Annotated in this window: 18 protein-coding genes and 2 pseudogenes; 13 read left to right on the forward strand and 7 right to left on the reverse strand. The window is 55.3% G+C overall.

Going from position 1 to position 18,884, the window contains the following annotated elements; genetic code table 11:
• The first annotated feature begins 4 nt into the window (after nt 1-4).
• From AB4N92_RS26225 to hutH, 3 genes are all read left to right on the forward strand, one after another.
• Nucleotides 5-769: an ABC transporter ATP-binding protein gene (locus tag AB4N92_RS26225; protein WP_137201186.1), complete on the forward strand. Its 765-nt coding sequence runs from the start codon at nt 5-7 to the stop codon at nt 767-769.
• A 183-nt stretch (nt 770-952) separates the two neighbouring features.
• Nucleotides 953-2,644 carry a urocanate hydratase gene (gene hutU, locus AB4N92_RS26230; RefSeq protein ID WP_137201187.1) on the forward strand — a complete coding sequence of 564 codons (1,692 nt, stop codon included), beginning with the start codon at nt 953-955 and terminating at the stop codon, nt 2,642-2,644.
• Nucleotides 2,641-4,173: a histidine ammonia-lyase gene (gene hutH, locus AB4N92_RS26235; protein ID WP_137201188.1), complete on the forward strand. Its 1,533-nt coding sequence runs from the start codon at nt 2,641-2,643 to the stop codon at nt 4,171-4,173. The genes hutU and hutH overlap by 4 nt, the downstream gene beginning before the upstream one ends.
• Before the next feature lie 265 nt (nt 4,174-4,438).
• Here hutH and hutC read toward each other — a convergent pair whose 3' ends face one another.
• Both hutC and hisC read right to left on the reverse strand, forming a co-directional pair.
• A complete protein-coding gene (hutC, locus tag AB4N92_RS26240; RefSeq protein ID WP_137201189.1) occupies nt 4,439-5,176 on the reverse strand; it encodes a histidine utilization repressor in 738 nt (245 codons plus the stop codon).
• The gene (gene hisC / locus AB4N92_RS26245; protein ID WP_137201190.1) at nt 5,176-6,312 is read right to left on the reverse strand and encodes a histidinol-phosphate transaminase; all 1,137 of its coding nucleotides are present in this window, start codon (nt 6,310-6,312) and stop codon (nt 5,176-5,178) included. The genes hutC and hisC overlap by 1 nt, the downstream gene beginning before the upstream one ends.
• 740 nt (nt 6,313-7,052) lie before the next feature.
• Here hisC and AB4N92_RS26250 point away from each other — a divergent pair.
• Together AB4N92_RS26250 and AB4N92_RS26255 are read left to right on the forward strand one after the other, a co-directional pair.
• Nucleotides 7,053-7,400: a RidA family protein gene (locus AB4N92_RS26250; RefSeq protein WP_137201191.1), complete on the forward strand. Its 348-nt coding sequence runs from the start codon at nt 7,053-7,055 to the stop codon at nt 7,398-7,400.
• 12 nt (nt 7,401-7,412) lie between these two features.
• Entirely contained in the window at nt 7,413-8,648 is a 1,236-nt protein-coding gene (locus AB4N92_RS26255; RefSeq protein WP_137201192.1) for an NAD(P)/FAD-dependent oxidoreductase, read from the forward strand.
• Nucleotides 8,649-8,694: 46 nt separating this feature from the next.
• On the opposite strand, the pseudogene AB4N92_RS26260 reads toward AB4N92_RS26255, so the two are convergent.
• Nucleotides 8,695-9,051: pseudogene (locus tag AB4N92_RS26260) on the reverse strand (aromatic amino acid lyase); the annotation flags it as partial.
• On the opposite strand from AB4N92_RS26260, the pseudogene AB4N92_RS26265 reads away from it, so the two are divergent.
• Nucleotides 9,040-9,912 (forward strand): annotated as a pseudogene (locus tag AB4N92_RS26265) (cache domain-containing protein); the annotation flags it as partial. The pseudogenes AB4N92_RS26260 and AB4N92_RS26265 overlap by 12 nt on opposite strands.
• 23 nt (nt 9,913-9,935) lie before the next feature.
• Here the strand turns inward: AB4N92_RS26265 and AB4N92_RS26270 are convergent.
• Nucleotides 9,936-10,538 (reverse strand): hypothetical protein, encoded by a 603-nt coding sequence (locus AB4N92_RS26270; RefSeq protein WP_241669118.1) that lies wholly within the window; start codon nt 10,536-10,538, stop codon nt 9,936-9,938.
• Nucleotides 10,539-11,418: 880 nt separating this feature from the next.
• On the opposite strand from AB4N92_RS26270, the gene AB4N92_RS26275 reads away from it, so the two are divergent.
• Nucleotides 11,419-12,423, forward strand: a complete 1,005-nt coding sequence (locus tag AB4N92_RS26275; RefSeq protein WP_137211965.1) for a metallophosphoesterase — start codon at nt 11,419-11,421, stop codon at nt 12,421-12,423.
• A gap of 441 nt (nt 12,424-12,864) precedes the next feature.
• On the opposite strand, the gene AB4N92_RS26280 is transcribed toward AB4N92_RS26275, so the two are convergent.
• From AB4N92_RS26280 to AB4N92_RS26290, 3 genes are all read right to left on the reverse strand, one after another.
• Nucleotides 12,865-13,689 (reverse strand): inositol monophosphatase family protein, encoded by an 825-nt coding sequence (locus AB4N92_RS26280; RefSeq protein WP_137201198.1) that lies wholly within the window; start codon nt 13,687-13,689, stop codon nt 12,865-12,867.
• Nucleotides 13,690-13,768: 79 nt separating this feature from the next.
• Nucleotides 13,769-14,239 carry a hypothetical protein gene (locus AB4N92_RS26285; RefSeq protein ID WP_137201199.1) on the reverse strand — a complete coding sequence of 157 codons (471 nt, stop codon included), beginning with the start codon at nt 14,237-14,239 and terminating at the stop codon, nt 13,769-13,771.
• A gap of 80 nt (nt 14,240-14,319) precedes the next feature.
• Nucleotides 14,320-14,724 (reverse strand): helix-turn-helix domain-containing protein, encoded by a 405-nt coding sequence (locus tag AB4N92_RS26290; RefSeq protein ID WP_137201200.1) that lies wholly within the window; start codon nt 14,722-14,724, stop codon nt 14,320-14,322.
• Nucleotides 14,725-15,386: 662 nt separating this feature from the next.
• On the opposite strand from AB4N92_RS26290, the gene AB4N92_RS26295 reads away from it, so the two are divergent.
• The 6 genes from AB4N92_RS26295 to tnpC all read left to right on the forward strand — a co-directional run bounded on the left by AB4N92_RS26295 (nt 15,387) and on the right by tnpC (nt 18,869).
• Nucleotides 15,387-15,605, forward strand: a complete 219-nt coding sequence (locus AB4N92_RS26295; protein ID WP_137201201.1) for a hypothetical protein — start codon at nt 15,387-15,389, stop codon at nt 15,603-15,605.
• 68 nt (nt 15,606-15,673) lie between these two features.
• Nucleotides 15,674-16,084: a hypothetical protein gene (locus AB4N92_RS26300; protein ID WP_137201202.1), complete on the forward strand. Its 411-nt coding sequence runs from the start codon at nt 15,674-15,676 to the stop codon at nt 16,082-16,084.
• A gap of 68 nt (nt 16,085-16,152) precedes the next feature.
• Nucleotides 16,153-16,494: a hypothetical protein gene (locus AB4N92_RS26305; RefSeq protein WP_161985722.1), complete on the forward strand. Its 342-nt coding sequence runs from the start codon at nt 16,153-16,155 to the stop codon at nt 16,492-16,494.
• Nucleotides 16,495-16,593: 99 nt separating this feature from the next.
• Nucleotides 16,594-16,926, forward strand: a complete 333-nt coding sequence (gene tnpA, locus AB4N92_RS26310; RefSeq protein WP_003173944.1) for an IS66-like element accessory protein TnpA — start codon at nt 16,594-16,596, stop codon at nt 16,924-16,926.
• Complete coding sequence (tnpB, locus tag AB4N92_RS26315; protein ID WP_003177794.1) at nt 16,923-17,258, forward strand: IS66 family insertion sequence element accessory protein TnpB; 336 nt, start codon at nt 16,923-16,925, stop codon at nt 17,256-17,258. Before tnpA ends, tnpB begins: the two co-directional genes overlap by 4 nt.
• Before the next feature lie 81 nt (nt 17,259-17,339).
• Nucleotides 17,340-18,869 (forward strand): IS66 family transposase, encoded by a 1,530-nt coding sequence (gene tnpC, locus AB4N92_RS26320; RefSeq protein WP_460128680.1) that lies wholly within the window; start codon nt 17,340-17,342, stop codon nt 18,867-18,869.
• Nucleotides 18,870-18,884: the final 15 nt, after the last annotated feature.

Here is an 18,884-nt window from a genome sequence, read left to right on the forward strand (position 1 = left end):
GAACATGTACAAATTGACCGTTGAAAACCTGCATAAAAGCTATGGCAGCCACGAAGTACTCAAAGGCGTTTCCCTAAACGCCAAGACCGGCGATGTGATTAGCCTGATTGGCGCCAGCGGGTCGGGCAAGAGCACCTTCTTGCGTTGTATCAACTTTTTGGAAACGCCCAACGACGGCGCCATGGGCCTGGATAACCAGCCGATTCGCATGATGCATGACCGCCACGGCATGCATGTGGCCGACGCTTCTGAACTGCAGCGGCTGCGCACACGGCTTGCGATGGTGTTCCAGCACTTCAACCTCTGGAGCCACATGACCGTGCTCGACAACATCACGATGGCTCCACGCCGCGTCCTGGGTATCAGCAAGAAAGATGCTGAGGAGCGTGCTCGGCGGTATCTGGACAAGGTAGGTTTGCCGTCTCGCGTTGCCGACCAGTATCCGGCTTTTCTCTCTGGCGGGCAGCAGCAGCGGGTCGCTATCGCTCGGGCTTTGGCCATGGAGCCTGAGATCATGTTGTTCGACGAGCCGACTTCGGCGCTTGATCCAGAATTGGTCGGCGAGGTGCTCAAGGTTATCCAGGGTCTGGCCGAAGAAGGTCGAACCATGATCATGGTGACTCATGAGATGAGCTTCGCGCGCAAGGTGTCGAGTCAGGTGTTGTTCCTCCACCAAGGACTCGTGGAAGAGCAGGGCTTACCTAAAGATGTCTTGGGTAACCCCAAGAGCGAGCGCCTGCAGCAGTTCCTTAGCGGCAACCTCAAGTAACCGCTATGCCTTCGAGCGACTCTTCGGTCGCTCATTAGCTCCAAATTACCTTGCCCTTCGTCAGTGACCATGCTCGAGTAAAATTCGCTTGATTATGGTTGTATATACATGATTATATTTATGCGTGACCTGTAGCGTTAAACCAATAAATAGGCTGAGAAAGTCATTTCGAGAGGATTACCGGTGAGCAAGCCATCCCATTTCCGTAATGTCGAAATCCGCGCCGCGCGTGGTAACACGCTGACCGCCAAAAGCTGGCTGACCGAAGCTCCACTGCGCATGTTAATGAACAACCTCGACCCGGAAGTGGCCGAGAACCCAAAAGAACTGGTGGTGTATGGTGGCATCGGTCGTGCGGCGCGTAATTGGGAATGCTACGACAAGATCGTCGAAAGCCTTACCAATCTAAACGACGACGAGACCCTGCTGGTGCAATCCGGCAAGCCGGTCGGCGTGTTCAAGACCCACAGCAGCGCCCCGCGCGTGCTGATCGCCAACTCCAACCTAGTGCCGCACTGGGCCACTTGGGAACACTTCAACGAACTCGACGCCAAAGGCCTGGCCATGTATGGCCAGATGACCGCCGGCAGCTGGATCTACATCGGCAGTCAGGGCATCGTCCAGGGCACCTACGAAACCTTCGTAGAAGCCGGTCGCCAGCATTACAACGATAATCTGAAGGGTCGTTGGGTGCTGACCGCAGGCCTCGGCGGTATGGGTGGCGCCCAGCCACTGGCGGCAACCCTGGCCGGCGCCTGCTCGCTGAATATCGAATGCCAGCAAGTCAGTATCGATTTCCGCCTGAACAGCCGTTACGTCGACGAGCAAGCCACAGACCTCGATGACGCACTGGCCCGCATCGCCAAATACACCAAAGAAGGCAAGGCTATCTCCATCGCCCTGCTGGGTAACGCGGCGGAAATCCTGCCTGAACTGGTCAAGCGCGGCGTACGCCCGGACATGGTCACCGACCAGACCAGCGCCCACGACCCACTAAACGGTTACCTCCCGGCCGGATGGACTTGGGAAGAGTATCGCGCTCGCGCCAAAACCGAGCCTACCGCTGTAGTGAAAGCCGCCAAGCAATCGATGGCCGTACACGTCAAAGCGATGCTTGAATTCCAGAAAATGGGCATTCCAACTTTCGACTACGGCAACAACATCCGTCAGATGGCTCAGGAAGAAGGCGTGGAAAACGCATTCGACTTCCCGGGCTTCGTACCGGCCTACATCCGTCCGCTGTTCTGCCGTGGCATCGGCCCGTTCCGCTGGGCTGCGCTGTCGGGTAACGCTGAAGACATCTACAAAACTGACGCCAAGGTCAAAGAGCTGATCCCGGACGACGCGCACCTGCATAACTGGCTGGACATGGCGCGCGAGCGCATCAGCTTCCAGGGCATGCCGGCACGAATCTGTTGGGTAGGGCTGGGTCTGCGCGCCAAGCTGGGCCTGGCATTCAACGAAATGGTGCGTAGCGGTGAGTTGTCGGCGCCGATCGTCATCGGTCGCGACCATTTGGACTCCGGTTCCGTGGCCAGCCCAAACCGCGAAACCGAATCAATGCAGGACGGTTCCGACGCCGTGTCCGACTGGCCACTGCTCAACGCACTGCTGAACACCGCGAGCGGCGCGACCTGGGTTTCCCTGCACCACGGCGGCGGCGTCGGCATGGGCTTCTCTCAGCACTCGGGCATGGTGATTGTCTGCGACGGTACCGACGAAGCGGCTGAGCGCATTGCACGCGTGCTGCACAACGACCCGGCGACCGGCGTGATGCGTCACGCCGACGCGGGTTACCAGATCGCAATAGATTGTGCCAAAGAACAAGGCTTGAACCTGCCAATGATCACCTCTGTTAAAGGAGCAAAAGCATGAACACACTCAACATCATCCCTGGCCAACTGAGCCTTGCCCAACTGCGCGACGTCTACCAGCATCCGATCAACATCTCCCTCGATGACAGTGCTTCGGCCCAGATTGAAGCCAGCGTTGCTTGCGTGGAACAAATCCTCGCCGAGAACCGCACCGCCTATGGGATCAATACCGGTTTCGGCCTGCTGGCCTCGACCCGCATCGCTACCGAAGACCTGGAGAACCTCCAGCGCTCACTGGTTCTGTCCCACGCTGCCGGTGTTGGCGAACCGATCAGTGACGCGCTGGTCAGGCTGGTCATGGTGCTCAAGGTCAATAGCTTGAGCCGTGGTTTCTCCGGCATCCGCCGCACCGTCATCGAAGCACTGATCGCTTTGATCAACGCCGAGGTTTATCCGCACATTCCGTTGAAAGGTTCGGTCGGTGCATCCGGCGACCTCGCACCCTTGGCCCACATGTCGCTGGTGCTGTTGGGTGAAGGCAAGGCTCGTTACAAGGGCGAATGGCTGGAAGCAACCGAGGCGCTGAAAGTCGCCGGCCTGACGCCACTGACACTGGCTGCCAAGGAAGGGCTGGCGTTGCTCAACGGCACGCAGGTATCCACCGCTTATGCACTGCGTGGTTTGTTCGAGGGCGAAGATCTGTTCGCTGGCGCACTGGCGATCGGTGCTCTGACTGTTGAAGCGGTTCTGGGGTCGCGCTCGCCGTTCGACGCACGCATCCACGCCGCGCGTGGCCAGAAAGGCCAGATCGACAGTGCTACCGCCTACCGAGACTTGCTCGGCGAGCGCAGTGAAGTCTCCGACTCCCACCAGAACTGCGGCAAGGTTCAGGATCCGTACTCCCTGCGTTGCCAGCCGCAAGTCATGGGCGCTTGCCTGACCCAGTTCCGTCAAGCTGCGGAGGTATTGGTCGTCGAAGCTAATGCCGTCTCCGATAACCCATTGGTCTTCGCTGTCGAAGGCGATGTGATCTCCGGTGGCAACTTCCACGCCGAGCCTGTGGCCATGGCTGCTGACAACATGGCATTGGCGATAGCGGAAATCGGCTCGCTAAGCGAACGGCGTATTTCCCTGATGATGGACAAGCACATGTCGCAATTGCCGCCATTCCTGGTGGCCAACGGCGGTGTGAACTCCGGCTTCATGATTTCCCAAGTTACCGCAGCGGCGCTGGCCAGTGAGAACAAGGCACTTGCGCATCCACATTCGGTGGATAGCCTGCCAACTTCCGCGAATCAGGAGGATCACGTGTCAATGGCTCCTGCAGCGGGCAAGCGTTTATGGGAAATGGCTGAAAACACTCGCGGCGTCCTCGCTGTTGAGTGGCTCGCTGCGTGTCAGGGCCTTGACTTGCGCGAAGGCTTGAAGACCTCGACGAAGCTGGAGCTTGCCCGCACCAGCCTGCGCAGCAAAGTGGCTTACTACGACAAAGATCGCTTCTTTGCGCCGGATATCAACGCAGCAAGCGAGCTGTTGGCTTCCCGGTGCTTGAACGAACTGGTGTTGCCAAAGTTGCTGCCTAGCTTGTAATCGGGGGGAAGGGGCGTTTGGCTCCTGTGTGAGCAAGCTGAATTGCTCGAGTCATCCCGCACGAGAGCTACAGTGTTTATGCAGTTTTTTTGCTCTACAGCTATCGGCGACAGGCAGTTGTCGTAGCTGTGGAGCTTTTTCACTTTTGTAGTGCAGGAAACTCACTGGTGAAATTCTGCGTCAAGAGGTTGTCCGGAAAGTAGAAGCAGCAATGGCATTTCGATCCCGGTTTATGATGGAACAGTTCATCAGATGCCTTCAGGCATCAACTGTCTCTATGCGCCCCGTTTACCGGCAGGCGACTGCCGAGTCGATAGCGTGAGGAGGGGTGAACCAAGCGCACGTAAGTCACAATTTTGCTTTGGCTCCAAGTGCGGCGGATAAGTGCTAAGCAAGGTTCGTTGGCGTCGATCTGCATATGTTTGCTTTCGTCAATGCTTGGGTGACAGGCTTCGACGATATGCTCCATTTCATCGGGTTTGACGACGCGCAACAGGTATTTGGCGGGTTGCAAGTGCTCCCCGAAGTCTTGCTTCAGAAATTCTGGCACCAGCTCGGGATTGACGTAACGATCCTCGAGTTGCACGGGCACGCCTTCTTCGCTGTGAACACAGACTAGATGAAAAACTGAAGAACCGGTGGTCAGGCCCAATGCGGAGGCCACCGGCATTGAGGCCGATTCGCGCCCCAAGTGCAGCACACGGCAGGTGTAACTGTGACCTCTGGCGAGGATTTCGTCGGCAATGTTCGTGATACGCAGCAAGTTTGATTGCGGTTTGCTTTCGGCTACGAACGTGCCAACGCCTGAAATCCTGACCAGATGACCTTCTTCGGTCAGTTCGCGTAAGGCCCGGTTGACGGTCATGCGCGAAATGCCCAGTTCTTGCACCAGTTGGTTTTCTGAAGAAATCAGGTCACCAGGTTTCCAAACGCCCGCGCGAAGTTGGTCTTGCACATAATCCTTTGCACGCCGGTAGAGCGCTTGTGGTGCATTTTTGATCATTAGTCAGTCCGTGTTTCAAGTGCGGCAAGGACGCTTGCCAGTGCTTGGAGGAAAAGGTCGTTATCCTCACAGCTTCCGACAGAGACGCGCAAGTACTCAGTGTATCCAACTTCGCGCCACGGTTTTATGATAACCCCTTCACGCAGCAGTGCTTGGTTGATTACTTCGGCCGGATAAGGCGTGCTAAAAAACAGGAAGTTGGCCAAGGACGGTGCGGTCGTAATGCCTTGCTCGTGCAGCGCTACTTCCAGCCGCTGGCGTTCGCTGGCGACATGGGATAGGCAGGCGTTTAGATGACCATCATCTGCCAGTGCCGCAATCGCTGCAGCTTGTGCCACGCTGTTGACGTTGAACGGGGTGCGCAGGCGGTTAATCAGATCTGCCAGCAGTGGATCGCTGACGATACCGTAGCCGATGCGCAAACCTGCCAGGGAATAAGCCTTGGAGAAAGTCCGCAGCAGGATAAACGGTTTGCCGCTGGCCTGAATCAAACCGAGGCAATCTGGGTACTCGGCCTCCCACTGCGCGTATTCGTAATAGGCCTCATCAAACACCAGCAGACACTTCGAGGGCAATGCGTCGAGCAGTTGCTGCAACTCGTCGGCGCTTAAGGTGCAGCCGACCGGATTTGACGGGCATGAAAACATCAGCACATGGGTGTGGGGGGTGAGTGCAGCGATCATTGCCGCTACATCGAAGGTGCCTCTGTCGGTCATGGGAACACCTACCACCCGGGCACCGGCTGCCATTGGGTATATGAAGTGCAACCCGAAAGATGGCACCACGGTAACTACTTCGTCATCGTGGTCTAAAAACACGCGGCTGATGACGCTCAGCAAATCTTCCGAGCCGTTGCCGAACACCAATTGATTCTCGGGTACGTCGAGCTTTTTCGAGAGTGCAGAGCGTAATGCCTGGCAGCCAGCATCGGGGTATAGCGCAATTTCGCTGCAAGCTCGAGCCGTTGCGGCGCTAACGGCGGGTGCTGTGCCCATCGGGTTTTCGTTGCTGCCTAGTTTGGCGACGCGAGTCAGGCCGAAACGCTTGCGCACAGCATCCGAGGCGAGGCCGGCGTTGTAACTGGCCAATTCGCGCACTTCTGCGCGGGCAAGCAGGTTCAAGTCATTGGCATTCATACAGGGTTAACCTCATTAGTGTCTTGCTGGTAGGCATTACGATCTAGGCAGTTCTGCAAGAGTTGCTGCAGACGCGGCTATTCGGCGTTATGGCTGATCTCGTACGGCTGGTCGTTGAATGGGGCTGAGCGGTATCAGTACATTCATGAGTAACATCCTTGGGGAGCAGGATGATCACGCAGCAGACATCTGTATGTGCCTGTATATACCGGTAAGGCAAGATGCAGGCCAATATGTCTGAGCTGCTTTTGATTCCGCAGTTCAGGCTTGTTTCTAGCGAAGTTGACCAGGCTGATGATCGCTACTTTTTAGCCTTATGTAACCGCTGGTTGCGCTTGGAGTGTTACCCATGATGCCTGGTGGGAAAAAACGAAACCTTTAGTGTCGGGGCACCTAAAGCGTTCTAATCGCGAGAGGAGGGTAAGTCGCTCTACCTTAGGCTTATGGCGCATTTTTTGATCGAGCGGCATGATAAATGCTTAATCTTGTATATACATGATTGGTGTTTCAGGCTAAAACACATGTTTCACCCCTCCTGAACCTATTAAGCAACGAGTCGACATGATCTCAAGCCGCTGTTCGCTCCTGATCTATGTGTCCGGTGTCCGCGAGGGGGAACACGTGCTCAAGCGTATGCATGACTCAATGGCCTACCGTAAAAACCGCTGAAGTCGAATCGATGATTCACAACCGGTGCTCGTTGATGGGCGCCTCCTTGAATTACCCAAGAGAGAACTGCCATGACCGTTAGTAATCTGCCCTTTTCCAAAGTCCGCCACAGCCAGGGCCTGGTTTTTTTGTCTGGCGAATTGCCTTTTGGTGAGGACGGTAGCTTTCCTGAAGGTATCGAAGCGCAAACACGTTTGACCTTGATGCGTATTGCCCAGACGCTGGAAGCCGAATCGCTGTCGCTGGACGATGTTGTCAGCGTTACCGTGTACCTGACCGACCGGAGTAATTTCGCCGAATTCAATCGGGCTTATGCATCATTCTTCACGGCCAACCTGCCAGTGCGCGCGACCGTCTGCGCCGGCCTTGTGGTCGATGCATTGGTCGAGATCAGTGTCATCGCGCAACAGCGTGCTTGATTCGGAGGCAGCGTGAACGAAAAACAAGTGGTGGTACTGGGTGCCGGCATTGTCGGCGTATGCACGGCGTTGCATTTGCAACGCCGTGGCTGCGCGGTGACGCTGGTGGACAAAGGTTTGCCGGGGCGTGAAACGTCGTTCGGCAACGCAGGCATCATTCAGCGTGAGGCCATTGAGCCTTATGCGTTCCCGAGGGATCTTGCCAGCCTGATAAACGTGGCAGCCAAGCGTGACATTGGCGTCAATTACCATTTGCGCGCGATGCCTGAATACGTGCCTGCCTTGGTCAGGTATTGGGCCAACTCCGCGCCTAGGCATTACCAGGCCATTGCAGATGCCTTTCGCACGCTGATTGAGCACTCGATCAGCGAGCATTCGGAGTTGATTGATCAAAGCGGTTCGCAAAACCTGATCGTGCGCAAAGGGTGGATCCAGGCTTTTCGTAGCCCACAGCAATTCGATGAGGCGGTGGAGCGCGCGGTACGCGTGAGTGCACACGGCGTGTTGTCTGAGCATCTGGACGGTGTCGCGCTCAGAACGGCGGAACCAGCGTTGAGCGATGCATTGGTGGGGGGCATTCATTGGCTGCAACCCTGGACGTGCATTGAGCCGGGTGAGTTGGTGCAGCGTTATGCCGATCTGTTCGTTCGTGAAGGTGGGGATATTTTGCGTGGCGATGCGCGATCGTTGCGTCAGTCGGGAGCCGGTTGGAGCGTAGACACCGATTCTGGATCAGTCGGCGCGTCGCAGGTGGTCGTGGCGTTGGGCCCTTGGGCTCACGAACTGCTTGGCGAGTTGGGCTACCGCATTCCGTTGTTCGTTAAGCGTGGTTACCACGCTCACTTTGCCGATGGCGCGACATTGAGCCGCCCGGTGCTGGATACCGAACAAGGCTACATGCTGGCGCCGATGAAGCGCGGTATTCGCCTGTCAACGGGGGCGGAATTCGCCAGCTTGAGTGCACCTCCAACACCGGTGCAACTGGGCAAGGCCGAGCGGGCCGCACGGCAGGTATTAGCCTTAGGCCCCCAGGTGGAGCGCACGCCTTGGAGCGGCGCCAGACCCTGCACTGTAGACATGAAGCCGGTGATCGGCGCGGCGCCCTTGCATAAAGGGCTCTGGTTCAATTTCGGCCACGCCCATCAAGGATTTACGCTAGGCCCGGTCAGCGGTCGACTGCTCGCAGAAGTGATGATGGGCGAGGCGCCTGTGGTCGATCCGGCACCCTTTGCTCCCGGACGTTTCTGAGCTGAGCAGCAGTGCATGAACTTTCTCGCCCATCTCCGTCGGACTGGTTGTCGGAGACGGCGTTAGCTTCGACGACTAACACTTCGGCGGTTTGACGGAACTGGGTCAGACACGCTCCCATGACTTGCGGCTGGCAACGCAGGGAGTACGGATCCTGAACCTTGCCGCAGTTCTGGTGCGAATCAGAAACTTCACTGCGTTCGCCCAGCAAGTCACGGTAAGCGCTAGCGGTGTCGATCTGGCTTTTTTGTCCACGAGCGGCATGGATGCGAGCGTCGAACGGCGAGCGCGAGCCCAAGACTGCTTCAACTGTCAAACCACCAATGACCAGTGCGCCAGCGAACAGATCTTCGCCCTCGAACAAACCACGCAATGCGTATGCGGTAGACACCTGTGTGCCATTGAATTTGCCGCCATCGCCTGCCTTCCGGTGATTCTGGTTGCGGTGCTTGTCGTATTGAACTTGCGGAGCGCGGCACAGGCCAATTTCCTGGATAGCAGCGGTCGTGAAATTCGCCAGATCGATAACGGTATGAAGCAGTTCTTTGAAAGCATCCGCCAAAACGTCGAATACCTGGCCAAGGATCCTCGAATCGCCACCGTCAAGGGATTGAAAAACTATACCGCGGCCAATGCTGAGCAAACGCCTGTGACCGAAGCGGATCAGCGACTCCAGGCTATTTTCGATAGATTTGCCGAGAACCATCCGACCACTGCGTCTATTTCCCTGGGGCTCAAAGACGGCGGCTTTGCCGGTTGGCCCGACGACCCGAAAATGGCCAGCTACGACCCCCGAGTACGTCCTTGGTACAAGACCGCCGTGGCGGCCGCGCCAGGCTCAACCGTGCGCACGAGCGCTTACTATTGGGCACCGGATGACATGGTGCTGGTCAGCACGGTTCGCGCTTTCGCCGACCCCAGCGGCAACCCTGTGGGTGTCGTCGGCGTGGACGTCTCGCTCAAGCAACTGACTGAACTGGTTAAAACCATCAAGCTGGGCGACAGCGGGTACCTGATGATGGTCGAAGCCAACGGCAACGTTCTGGTCGATCCGGCGAATGCCAAAAATAGTTTCAAGCCCCTAGCCGATCTGGGCCCCGGCTATACCGAGCTGGCAAAGAGTGGCGATGGCGTGACCCAGGTTGAGATCGATGGCGTGCCCTACATGGTCAATGTGGTCAGTTCTGAAAGCCTGGGCTGGCGCTTCATCGGGCTGATCAAACGCGACGAAGTCATGGCTCAGGCCACCAATCTGACAGGGTTGACTGACTTTAGTGTAATTCCAGGTTAATACCCTTTTGAAAGGTCTCCGTAGCTTAGCTCTATTTCGCCGGCGCTCTCCCAATCCGCTAGTTCTGGGTGCGCTCCATCGTAATAGAGGTAGTTATTTTGCCACCCCAAGTCCCCATACCAAGCGTTAACCCGTGTGACCAATTCGTCGAGAACTTCAATTAAGACGTCGTCGACCATTTTTTGGGCGTTTCGCTCATATGGGTACCGCGCGGCAGTGAAGATGTGCCGGTATGTCTCGATTACGCCCTCATACTGATCAATGCGAAGCTGCTGCCGAATTTGAGCAGGTACCGAATGAAACAAGGTCAACAGGTCATGCTTGTCAGGATTTTTGCGGTCACTTGGAACCTTGTTAAGGTTTTGCAAATGACCATGTGCGGTCTTGAGGGCCGCATTGTCCAATTCGTAGGTTTCGTTAATCTGGCCAAGGTTTCCACTGGGCTTGGAGCAAAAGCTTTTCAGGATGATTTCTATACCGATGGCAGCGTTTATCTGCGCCACATCGACCATGTCAAAGCCTCTTTGCATATGTTGAGCGGCCTTCAAGTAGCGATAGGCTGTTTCGACCATCCAGGCCGTTGAATGCTGCTGCGTCATTGTTGCTCCTTCGAAAGTCTGTCTGTGCAGGCCTGATATTTCCTTGAATTCAGACGCGTGCTTAATCAAGTTGCCCTTACCTGTATAAAGCTGCCCCAAAGGCATTCGATGAATTAGCGTGCAAACGGAACGTCACGTGGGTTTCTCGCTTGCGCTTCCTTCAGTCATTCCGAGATTTGGGCGATGCCCCAGAATTTTGGTTTGTCCGAATTTTGTATGCGATGAAGGCCGTCACTCCGTAAATACACCAGTAAACGGGCGCTGCCGCTAAGCTGGATAGAAAACATAAAGCAGCGCAGACGATGAGCATGATGATGTAGAGGTTAAAAAGCGGTCGATCGTCTCTTTTTCGGATGTGATTGAGACCCATGCAGACCCCTATCATGTAGAGAGTAGTAGCGAAACTCTAAATCCTGAAGGTGACCGAAATTGCCCTATCACCTCTGCCATGATCCTGTTGAAAGAAGATCGGGCCAAGCAGCCAGAAAATGCAGATCGACAGTGCAACTGTCCCCAGTAGCCCCCATCCGAAATAGGTTTTCGCAAAACTGTATTGTCCTTTGCAAAGGCGGCTTTGCAGAAAAGGATAGGTCAGGAGCGCGAGTAAGATTGGCACGAGAAAGGACATCGAAACGTTCCGTCGTTGTATGGAGTGATGTTTTGATTGATTGAAACCTGTACCAGCTTTACTACCTGCAACAACTGATGATCCGAGGAAAACTATCAATTTCAATAGTATCACATAGCCATCAAGCCATCGCCGCCAGCAGCTCGAAAAGTGGTGGGAGGGTAGGTTAGCGGCGCTCATTCTGCTGACGAGGGAGTACAATTAAGCTAATAAATCGACCCATCGGCAAACACTCCGGAGTACCGATCCAAAATGAAGCAGGCGCTTTTACGCCTCCCCAAAAACTACCTTGGTCGTGACTTTGTAGTCGGTGATATCCACTTCAAAACCACCGAGCTCCACAAGGGGCTTCGTGCGCTCGGCTTTGACAGTGCGATTGATCGGGTCATCGCTGTCGGTGATCTGATCGACCGTGGGCCCGGGATGCTGGATGGCCTAAAGCTGCTCGGCGAACCTTGGTTCTTTTGTGTCCAAGGCAATCACGAGCAGATGCTGATAAACGCTTACCGTGAAAACCCACAAGCACGTTACAGCTCCCACGGCGCGGGATGGTGGGCAACGATCGCCGATGAGTCGAAAGGAATGGTGATCGAGAAGCTGGAACAGCTTCCCACCGCCATAGAAATTCAGTCCGCACGTGGCCTGGTCGGTGTCGTTCACGCCGACGTGCCGGCAGGGATTTCTTGGCAAGAGTTCGTTGGGAGCCTAGACAATACTCAGATCGAAGAGATCGCGCTGTGGGGCAGGGAACGGATCATCAAGCATTATCGTGACGGCGTTCCAGGCATCTGGAGAGTTTGCTCGGGACATACGTGGATTCCGAAACCGCTGAGATTGGGGAATTTTCTCGCGCTTGACTGCACGGGAGGAGGGGACGGCCCTTTGGCAATCTACTGTGTCCAAGAAGACGCTATCTATGTTGATGGGCGTCCTGTGTCGCTTGATAGCGCGGAGAGCATTTCAGAGCAGCTGCAAGAGCTCGAGAATGTCATCAGTCAGCTCAAGACAGAAGTGAATGGCAACAGATTGATTGAGTCGCAGAGCCTTAGCCGAAAGGCTGAAGCGTTGGCCAAGCATGCAAACTCATCGTGGATCATCATGAGAGATGAGGACGCTGAATCTGAGAAGCTCATTAACGCGTTGCACGGGCTTAGCTTACTTACTGGCGAGCGCAGAGGTGCCAAGCTTGATGAGCTGAAGGCAAGGTACAGTGGAACGCAGGCGGAGCAGCTGCTTCAGCGGCTTTTCGGCGCCTGATTTACTGCTCTAGACTTCACAAAATGGTTCTTCAAGACGCTTTCGCCACACAAACCGAAAATATATTTTCCCCGCCCCCTTGAAAGTAAAATTTCAAACCGGAGGCCTTATATTTGAAAACAAACAAAAAGCGACGTTCTCCAAAAATCCCCCTTTTTTTCGGCCTGCCTTGAGCTGTGGGGCAATCGACCCGATTGCCTTGATGTTGCTCTATGGGTTTGCGCTCCTTGTGCTTTTCATCTTTTGGCTTCTGATTTCCGGTTTCTCTGCGTTGGAATGCTTGATGGAGGGCGGCGAAGCCAGTGTTGTGTATGCTGATCGCACCTTTGCGACGTCAGTCGCGGCTACTTTTTGATTCCAAAAGACATCAATTTTTGTCGAAAAAAACCGGCCATGTGCCATCTCCAATGTGTAAGTGATGATCCCGCTTTTCAAAGCGACTTAGTTCGCCGACGTCTCAAAGACTTTAGCCCAGTCGCGACTCGCTAGTTCCGAGCAAACATTGGGCGCACCCCCGAAGCATCGTTGGCAAACCTTCAGCATTTCTACCTCAGTACGGTATTGAATGGGATCACCGTATTCGTCGACCAAAACGCCTTTGGCACCAATCAGCAATGCGTGCCCCGCGACTACGTCATGGGCTGACACCGGATATAGAGACAGTCCGCAAACTCCATCCCCAGCAGCGACCTTAGCCAGTCTGTACGCAATCGATGGCATGGGGTAAAAACCTGCCGGCGCACAGAGCTCGCGATTGGTCTGCGATTTGTTGCCAGCAGCAGCGCTCACCATCACCATGCACTCCTTCGAAAGCACCTGTTTCGAAAGGTCGACATAGATCGGGGCTCCATTCCTAACCAAGTGATCCATACCTGCGGCCCAGCTGATGCTATCTGCCTTCCCATCCGGAGTTAATGGCGCATGCACCACACCCAAGACAGGTTGAAGGTCATGAAGTAGTCCTACCGAGACAGCCGAGCCCGACAGTCCCTTCAGAAAATCACTTGTACCGTCATTCGGGTCAACTACCCAGCAGAAGGAGTTGCCGGAAAGTACGTGGCCGGTCTCTTCACCCCACCAATCGCATTGCAAAATTTTTAGCAACTTCTCACGGAGAAATACCTCAATTTCGACGTCGATTTCAGCTTTATCACCGTAACCCCTACGGCCTTCCGGACGTACACATTCCTCTGCCAATAACAAACCCGCCCGCTCCACAACTTCGATCACCTGGGGAAGAATCTGCTGCAGTTGTTTATTGATCATGGCGACCTGACGAGCTAACGGGCGGAGGAGTGAAGGGTGATGCCTTGTCCCTAAACAAATAGACAAAGCTCCTACCATCTTACAGGAGCTGCGAACCAAGCCATCGACTGAGACGATCACCTTGAACGTTTTCCAGTTTGTTGATGGCACCTTTGAGCATTCCGACCATGGCATCTAAATCATGATCGTCCGGAAACCATTCTGACAGCTCGACGTTGCAAAACTCTGAACGGCCTAGCCCCCACTTGAGAACCATATCTCCGGTCGCGCGGAAGTGATCGGCCATATAGATCTGGTGATCGGTCTTCCACCCCCTCCGCTCTAGTTCATCGGTGGCGTTCAAGATGCCCGTGTCACCAAAGCAAAATGCCGTGTCGGGGTAGTGGATACCAGCAAGCGACACCTTCGCCTCACCGACCTCGCTGTTCCAATATGCTAGGTAGTGCCATCCACCCGAAGTGATGTGAGGCCTCGGGAAATTTATGGCTGCCTTGCCGGTGATGAAGTGCTCGTAGGTAACCCTACTAAGGTCAAGATCGAAATTACGCATTACTCGACCTCTTGGATTTTCCAAAGTAGGCCACGACCGCAGCCGTGTCTGCCGTCTGATTAGATGGCAATGAAAAGCGTCTATTCAGCGAAACAAAATTCAACTTGCTGGGAGTTCGTCACTGAGCGATGACTTTGGGGCTTTCGAGAGCGAGGTCGCGCTGGCAACTCGTCACACGACGAAATCGCCAGATTTTTGAGAACTCCCTCATGGCCTAGGCTCGCCAATTCCTCTTGGGTGCGACGCAGCAAAGCGTCAACGGACTCTCCCGACTCAGCGCACAGAGTAATGGCGACCAGGGTCATAGGACTTACTCTGAGCGGGCCGCTCAAAGCCATTATCATCTCCAGCGTGGGGCTTGACTGGGCGCGCTCTAGTTTCGAAACGTATGTTCGACTGCTGACTTCCGCAAGATTTTTCTGGGTCAATCCTTTGCCCGCGCGCATCGCTTTTAGCACGGCAGCAAAAGCAATTTTGAGCGTCATAAACACGTTCCTGATTAGCCAGTCCCTTTTAGCGTGGTTACGCTGTATGAGCCATTTTAGCCATGTGAAGCCAATCACGGTATGGGGATTGGAGTGGCTTCACTCACCAGACTAGGTTGGGATTTTCGCGCCGCCTCTCTAGCGTCTCGCAGTCTTTGCTCAGCGTACATCGCTGAGTCATCCTCAGGCAGCGGGTAGCCGGCCGCTGATAGCGCCTTTGCTCGCTCTTCGATCAGCACCCGCTCAGGATCCCGAGCGGATTGGTAAGTCCTCTCTTTTACCCAATGAGTTTCATCCATTTGCGACTCCTCAGAGGTTGAGTTGAAAACAGAGCAAGTTTTATCAAAGATAGGCTAAGAGAAGTATCAAATTCTTCGGGGCCGTGACACCAAAAATCAGCTGGGAGTGTGGTGGCAAGCGGAGCGCGCAGGCCGAGAGGCCGAGGCGCGAGAATGGAAGCCCTACGGGCCAAGACGCCGCCCTGGCGGGGGGCTTGGTTTACGACAGCCGTCCCCGGCAGGGGCGCGCACCAAAACTAATGTCAATCAATCGCCGATCCACTGCTGCATTCGGATCGTAAGACATAGCGCTCCCAACGAGGCTTGATTGCAGTACCGGTACATACCAACATCAGGGCTTCAGCTTCCTAGTTTGGAGGACTTATGAGTCGTGATGACAAAGACACGGTGTACTGCAATGTTCAAATGCCGATGGCCAAGGGGAGGGAGCTTTCTCGGTTAGTAGGGGAGCTTAGAAAGTCAGGTGCTCATCCCGAGCTAGACTCAGTCTTTGAAGAAATACAGCACGAGCTGAGCTCGTCAATCGAGTTCGTGGAAGAGCAACTCTCCGGCGCAGGCGGATTTGGCCGGCGGTCACACTGAAATAGCTCAGCCACGAAGCCCGCGACCTTAAAAAGAGGTCAGGTGTCCGCATTAAGGAGGAGAACCTAATGTCTAGCGGTGCTGTTGATCAGAATCTGCGTGAGCGAGAGAAGATCAGGAGGAAAGCTTTGTGGGCGCTATCTGATCTTCTGCCAGGCGATCCCAAGGCCACTCCAGTCGTGTCTATGCTCGACGAAATCGCACGCCAGGATGAAGCCGACAGATTGCTGAGAGATGTAGCGAAAGTAGAGGATCTTCGCGACCTTGTCGTTACCGAACCTAGCTCGAGCGGCGTTCAAATTGTTCGTGAAGGGAGCATTCCGGAACCGTGGCGAGAGCGATTCCTCCAAGCGAGCATCGGATCGACTCGGGTTGAAACAGGCCCTTTCCTTGATGATTTTGAAAAATTTATTAATCTTTGGAAGCAGGAAAATCAGTGCTTAGAAGCGTACCGATTAGCTATCGGCAAAAAAATCTAGGAAAGCATCTCAAGTTTCTCGAAACGCATCCGTTTGTATTCACAAGAGCAAATATATAAGGCGTTTCCATGAAGCTTCATGCGACCTCAAAAGCATCTTCTGATTTTCGTCTTTGTAGAGAGTTCGAATGCTGGCGCGGACTAGATTTTGACGAGAAATACACATGCGCAATCGAAGTGCTACCGTCGGCGCGGATCATGATCGAGCTAGACATCGTGAAGCTCAGTGTCACTCCTGACGTCGCACAAGAGATTTCATCATGCCTGAGAGAAGCACTGGCTACTGGTGGTGAGGCAGGTGATCAAGCCGTAGGCGAAAATCGTCCGACTGGATTGTTCAAGGTTCGCAGATTGATTGGAATACGCGGCCATCAATACTCGGCTTCTAGCGAGATTGCGTTTGAAGAGTAACCGTCCGAGCAACACATCTTCCTGATGCCATCGGTTAAGGCGATGGTGTCCACCTAAATTTAAGTGGACACCATTTTTAGCCTTTTTAAGCGGACGCCCATGCCACAAGAACGCCGTTCCTATTCCAAGTCCTTCAAGGCCCAGGTCATTACTGAGTGCGCCCATCCTGACACTTCAATTGCCAATGTCGCCTTGACCCACAACCTCAATGCAAACCTCGTCCATAAATGGATTCGGGTGCATGCGCAGAAAAACCTGGCACTGCAAACTGCCTTCATCCCGGTCAAGACTTCGCCGCCGGTGCCGATGCATCAGGCCCTTCCTGCCACGATCCGAATCGAAGTGCCGCATCCAAAAGGTGTAGTCGTGGTGAGTTGGCCAGCAGAAAATGCAGCGGCGTGTTCTGCTTTCCTACGAGACCTGCTGCGATGATCCGCGTCGATTCCATCTGGCTCGCCACCGAGCCCATGGACATGCGCGCCGGCACTGAAACCGCGCTCGCACGAGTCGTGGCGGTGTTCGGTGCGGCGAAGCCGCACTGTGCCTATCTGTTCGCCAACCGCCGCGCCAATCGAATGAAAGTGCTGGTGCATGACGGCGTGGGGATTTGGCTTGCCGCCCGGCGTTTGAATCAAGGACGCTTCTTCTGGCCGGGTGTGCGACACGGCTCCGAAGTTGAGTTGGATGCCGAGCAACTTCAGGCCCTGGTGCTCGGTTTACCTTGGCAGCGCGTCGGTGCAGGCGGAATCATCTCGATGCTTTAACATCTGCCATGGCGTGCTTGCCAGCGCAATTGGCCCATCAGTCTATCGTCGCCATCAGCCCTCTCTGGCAAAATCGGCGGCATGACTTTGCATCCAAATCTCGATCAATTAAACCCTGAACAACTGCGTGCCCTGGCGGCGCAGTTGATCCAGCGCGTCGAGACAATGGACAAGCAAATCACTCATCACAAGTCGGTCAACGAGAAACTGGCCCACGAGATCGCGCTGCTCAAACGCTTCAAGTTTGCCAAGCGCAGCGAGCAGTTGAGCCCGGATCAAGCCAGCCTGCTCGACGACTTGATCGATACGGATATCGCCGCTATCGAAGCCGAACTTGAGGCGCTGCAACCGGCACCTGTCGAAGCCAAAGTGCGCCAGCAACCCAAGCGCGCACCGCTGCCACCGCAGTTTCCTCGCACACTGATCCATCACGAACCGGACAACAGCCACTGCCAGTGCGGCTGCGCCCTCAAGCGCATCGGCGAAGACGCCAGCGAAAAGCTCGACTACACGCCCGGCGTATTCACCGTCGAGCGTCACATCCGTGGAAAGTGGGCCTGCGAGCAGTGTGAAACGCTAATCCAGGCGCCGGTACCGGCGCACGTCATCGACAAAGGCGTCCCGACCGCAGGCCTGCTGGCCCACATCATGGTGGCCAAGTTCGCCGACCATCTGCCGCTGTATCGCCAAGAGAAAATCTTCGGCCGCGCCGGGCTGCCCATCGCCCGTTCGACACTGGCGCAGTGGGTGGGTCAAACCGGCGTACAACTGCAACCGCTCGTGGAAGCACTGCGCGAGGCAGTGCTGGCCCAGCGAGTCGTCCATGCCGATGAAACACCCGTGCAGATGCTGGCACCGGGTGAAAAGAAAACGCACCGAGCGTATGTCTGGGCCTACTGCACGACACCATTCTCGGCACTGAAGGCGGTAGTCTACGACTTCAGCCCGAGCCGTGCTGGCGAACATGCGCGCAACTTCCTGGGCACTTGGAACGGCAAGCTGGTCTGCGATGGCTTCGCAGGCTACAAGGCCGGCTTCGAAGGGGGCATCACCGAAATCGGCTGCATGGCCCATGCTCGCCGCAAGTTCTTCGACCTGCATGTGGCGAACAAAAGCCAACTGGCCGAACAGGCGCTGCACTCAATCGGCGGCCTATACGAGGTTGAACGAAAGGCCAAAGAGATGAGCGATGAAGATCGCTGGCGATTACGTCAAGAAATGACGATTCCTATCGCGGAGAAGTTGCATGAGTGGATGCTGGCTCAGCGCGAACTTGTGCCCGAGGGCTCGGCCACAGCCAAGGCTCTGGATTACAGCCTGAAACGCTGGGTAGCGCTGACGCGCTACCTCAATGATGGTGCTGTGCCCATCGACAACAATCGGGTCGAAAATACGATCCGGCCTTGGGCCCTTGGCCGTTCGAATTGGCTCTTCGCCGGATCACTGCGCAGCGGTAAACGAGCGGCGGCAATTATGAGCTTGATTCAATCGGCACGCATGAATGGGCATGATCCGTTCGCGTATCTCAAGGATGTACTGACGCGGTTGCCGACACAGAGGGCCAGTGCAATTGACCAATTACTACCGCATCAATGGGCACAGGGCTCCTAACACGCTATGAGCTAC

The sequence above is a fragment of the Pseudomonas sp. S3_A09 genome, from assembly GCF_054668065.1.

What these genes read in the sequence shown, in the direction of transcription:
- AB4N92_RS26225 (WP_137201186.1), top strand. Translation starts at nt 5, where the DNA reads ATGTACAAATTGACCGTTGAAAACCTGCATAAAAGCTATGGCAGCCAC.
- hutH (WP_137201188.1), top strand. Translation starts at nt 2,641, where the DNA reads ATGAACACACTCAACATCATCCCTGGCCAACTGAGCCTTGCCCAACTG.
- hutC (WP_137201189.1), bottom strand. Translation starts at nt 5,176, where the DNA reads ATGATCAAAAATGCACCACAAGCGCTCTACCGGCGTGCAAAGGATTAT.
- hisC (WP_137201190.1), bottom strand. Translation starts at nt 6,312, where the DNA reads ATGAATGCCAATGACTTGAACCTGCTTGCCCGCGCAGAAGTGCGCGAA.
- AB4N92_RS26250 (WP_137201191.1), top strand. Translation starts at nt 7,053, where the DNA reads ATGACCGTTAGTAATCTGCCCTTTTCCAAAGTCCGCCACAGCCAGGGC.
- AB4N92_RS26270 (WP_241669118.1), bottom strand. Translation starts at nt 10,538, where the DNA reads ATGACGCAGCAGCATTCAACGGCCTGGATGGTCGAAACAGCCTATCGC.
- AB4N92_RS26275 (WP_137211965.1), top strand. Translation starts at nt 11,419, where the DNA reads ATGAAGCAGGCGCTTTTACGCCTCCCCAAAAACTACCTTGGTCGTGAC.
- AB4N92_RS26280 (WP_137201198.1), bottom strand. Translation starts at nt 13,689, where the DNA reads ATGATCAATAAACAACTGCAGCAGATTCTTCCCCAGGTGATCGAAGTT.
- AB4N92_RS26285 (WP_137201199.1), bottom strand. Translation starts at nt 14,239, where the DNA reads ATGCGTAATTTCGATCTTGACCTTAGTAGGGTTACCTACGAGCACTTC.
- AB4N92_RS26290 (WP_137201200.1), bottom strand. Translation starts at nt 14,724, where the DNA reads ATGACGCTCAAAATTGCTTTTGCTGCCGTGCTAAAAGCGATGCGCGCG.
- AB4N92_RS26295 (WP_137201201.1), top strand. Translation starts at nt 15,387, where the DNA reads ATGAGTCGTGATGACAAAGACACGGTGTACTGCAATGTTCAAATGCCG.
- AB4N92_RS26300 (WP_137201202.1), top strand. Translation starts at nt 15,674, where the DNA reads ATGTCTAGCGGTGCTGTTGATCAGAATCTGCGTGAGCGAGAGAAGATC.
- AB4N92_RS26305 (WP_161985722.1), top strand. Translation starts at nt 16,153, where the DNA reads ATGAAGCTTCATGCGACCTCAAAAGCATCTTCTGATTTTCGTCTTTGT.
- tnpA (WP_003173944.1), top strand. Translation starts at nt 16,594, where the DNA reads ATGCCACAAGAACGCCGTTCCTATTCCAAGTCCTTCAAGGCCCAGGTC.
- tnpB (WP_003177794.1), top strand. Translation starts at nt 16,923, where the DNA reads ATGATCCGCGTCGATTCCATCTGGCTCGCCACCGAGCCCATGGACATG.
- tnpC (WP_460128680.1), top strand. Translation starts at nt 17,340, where the DNA reads ATGACTTTGCATCCAAATCTCGATCAATTAAACCCTGAACAACTGCGT.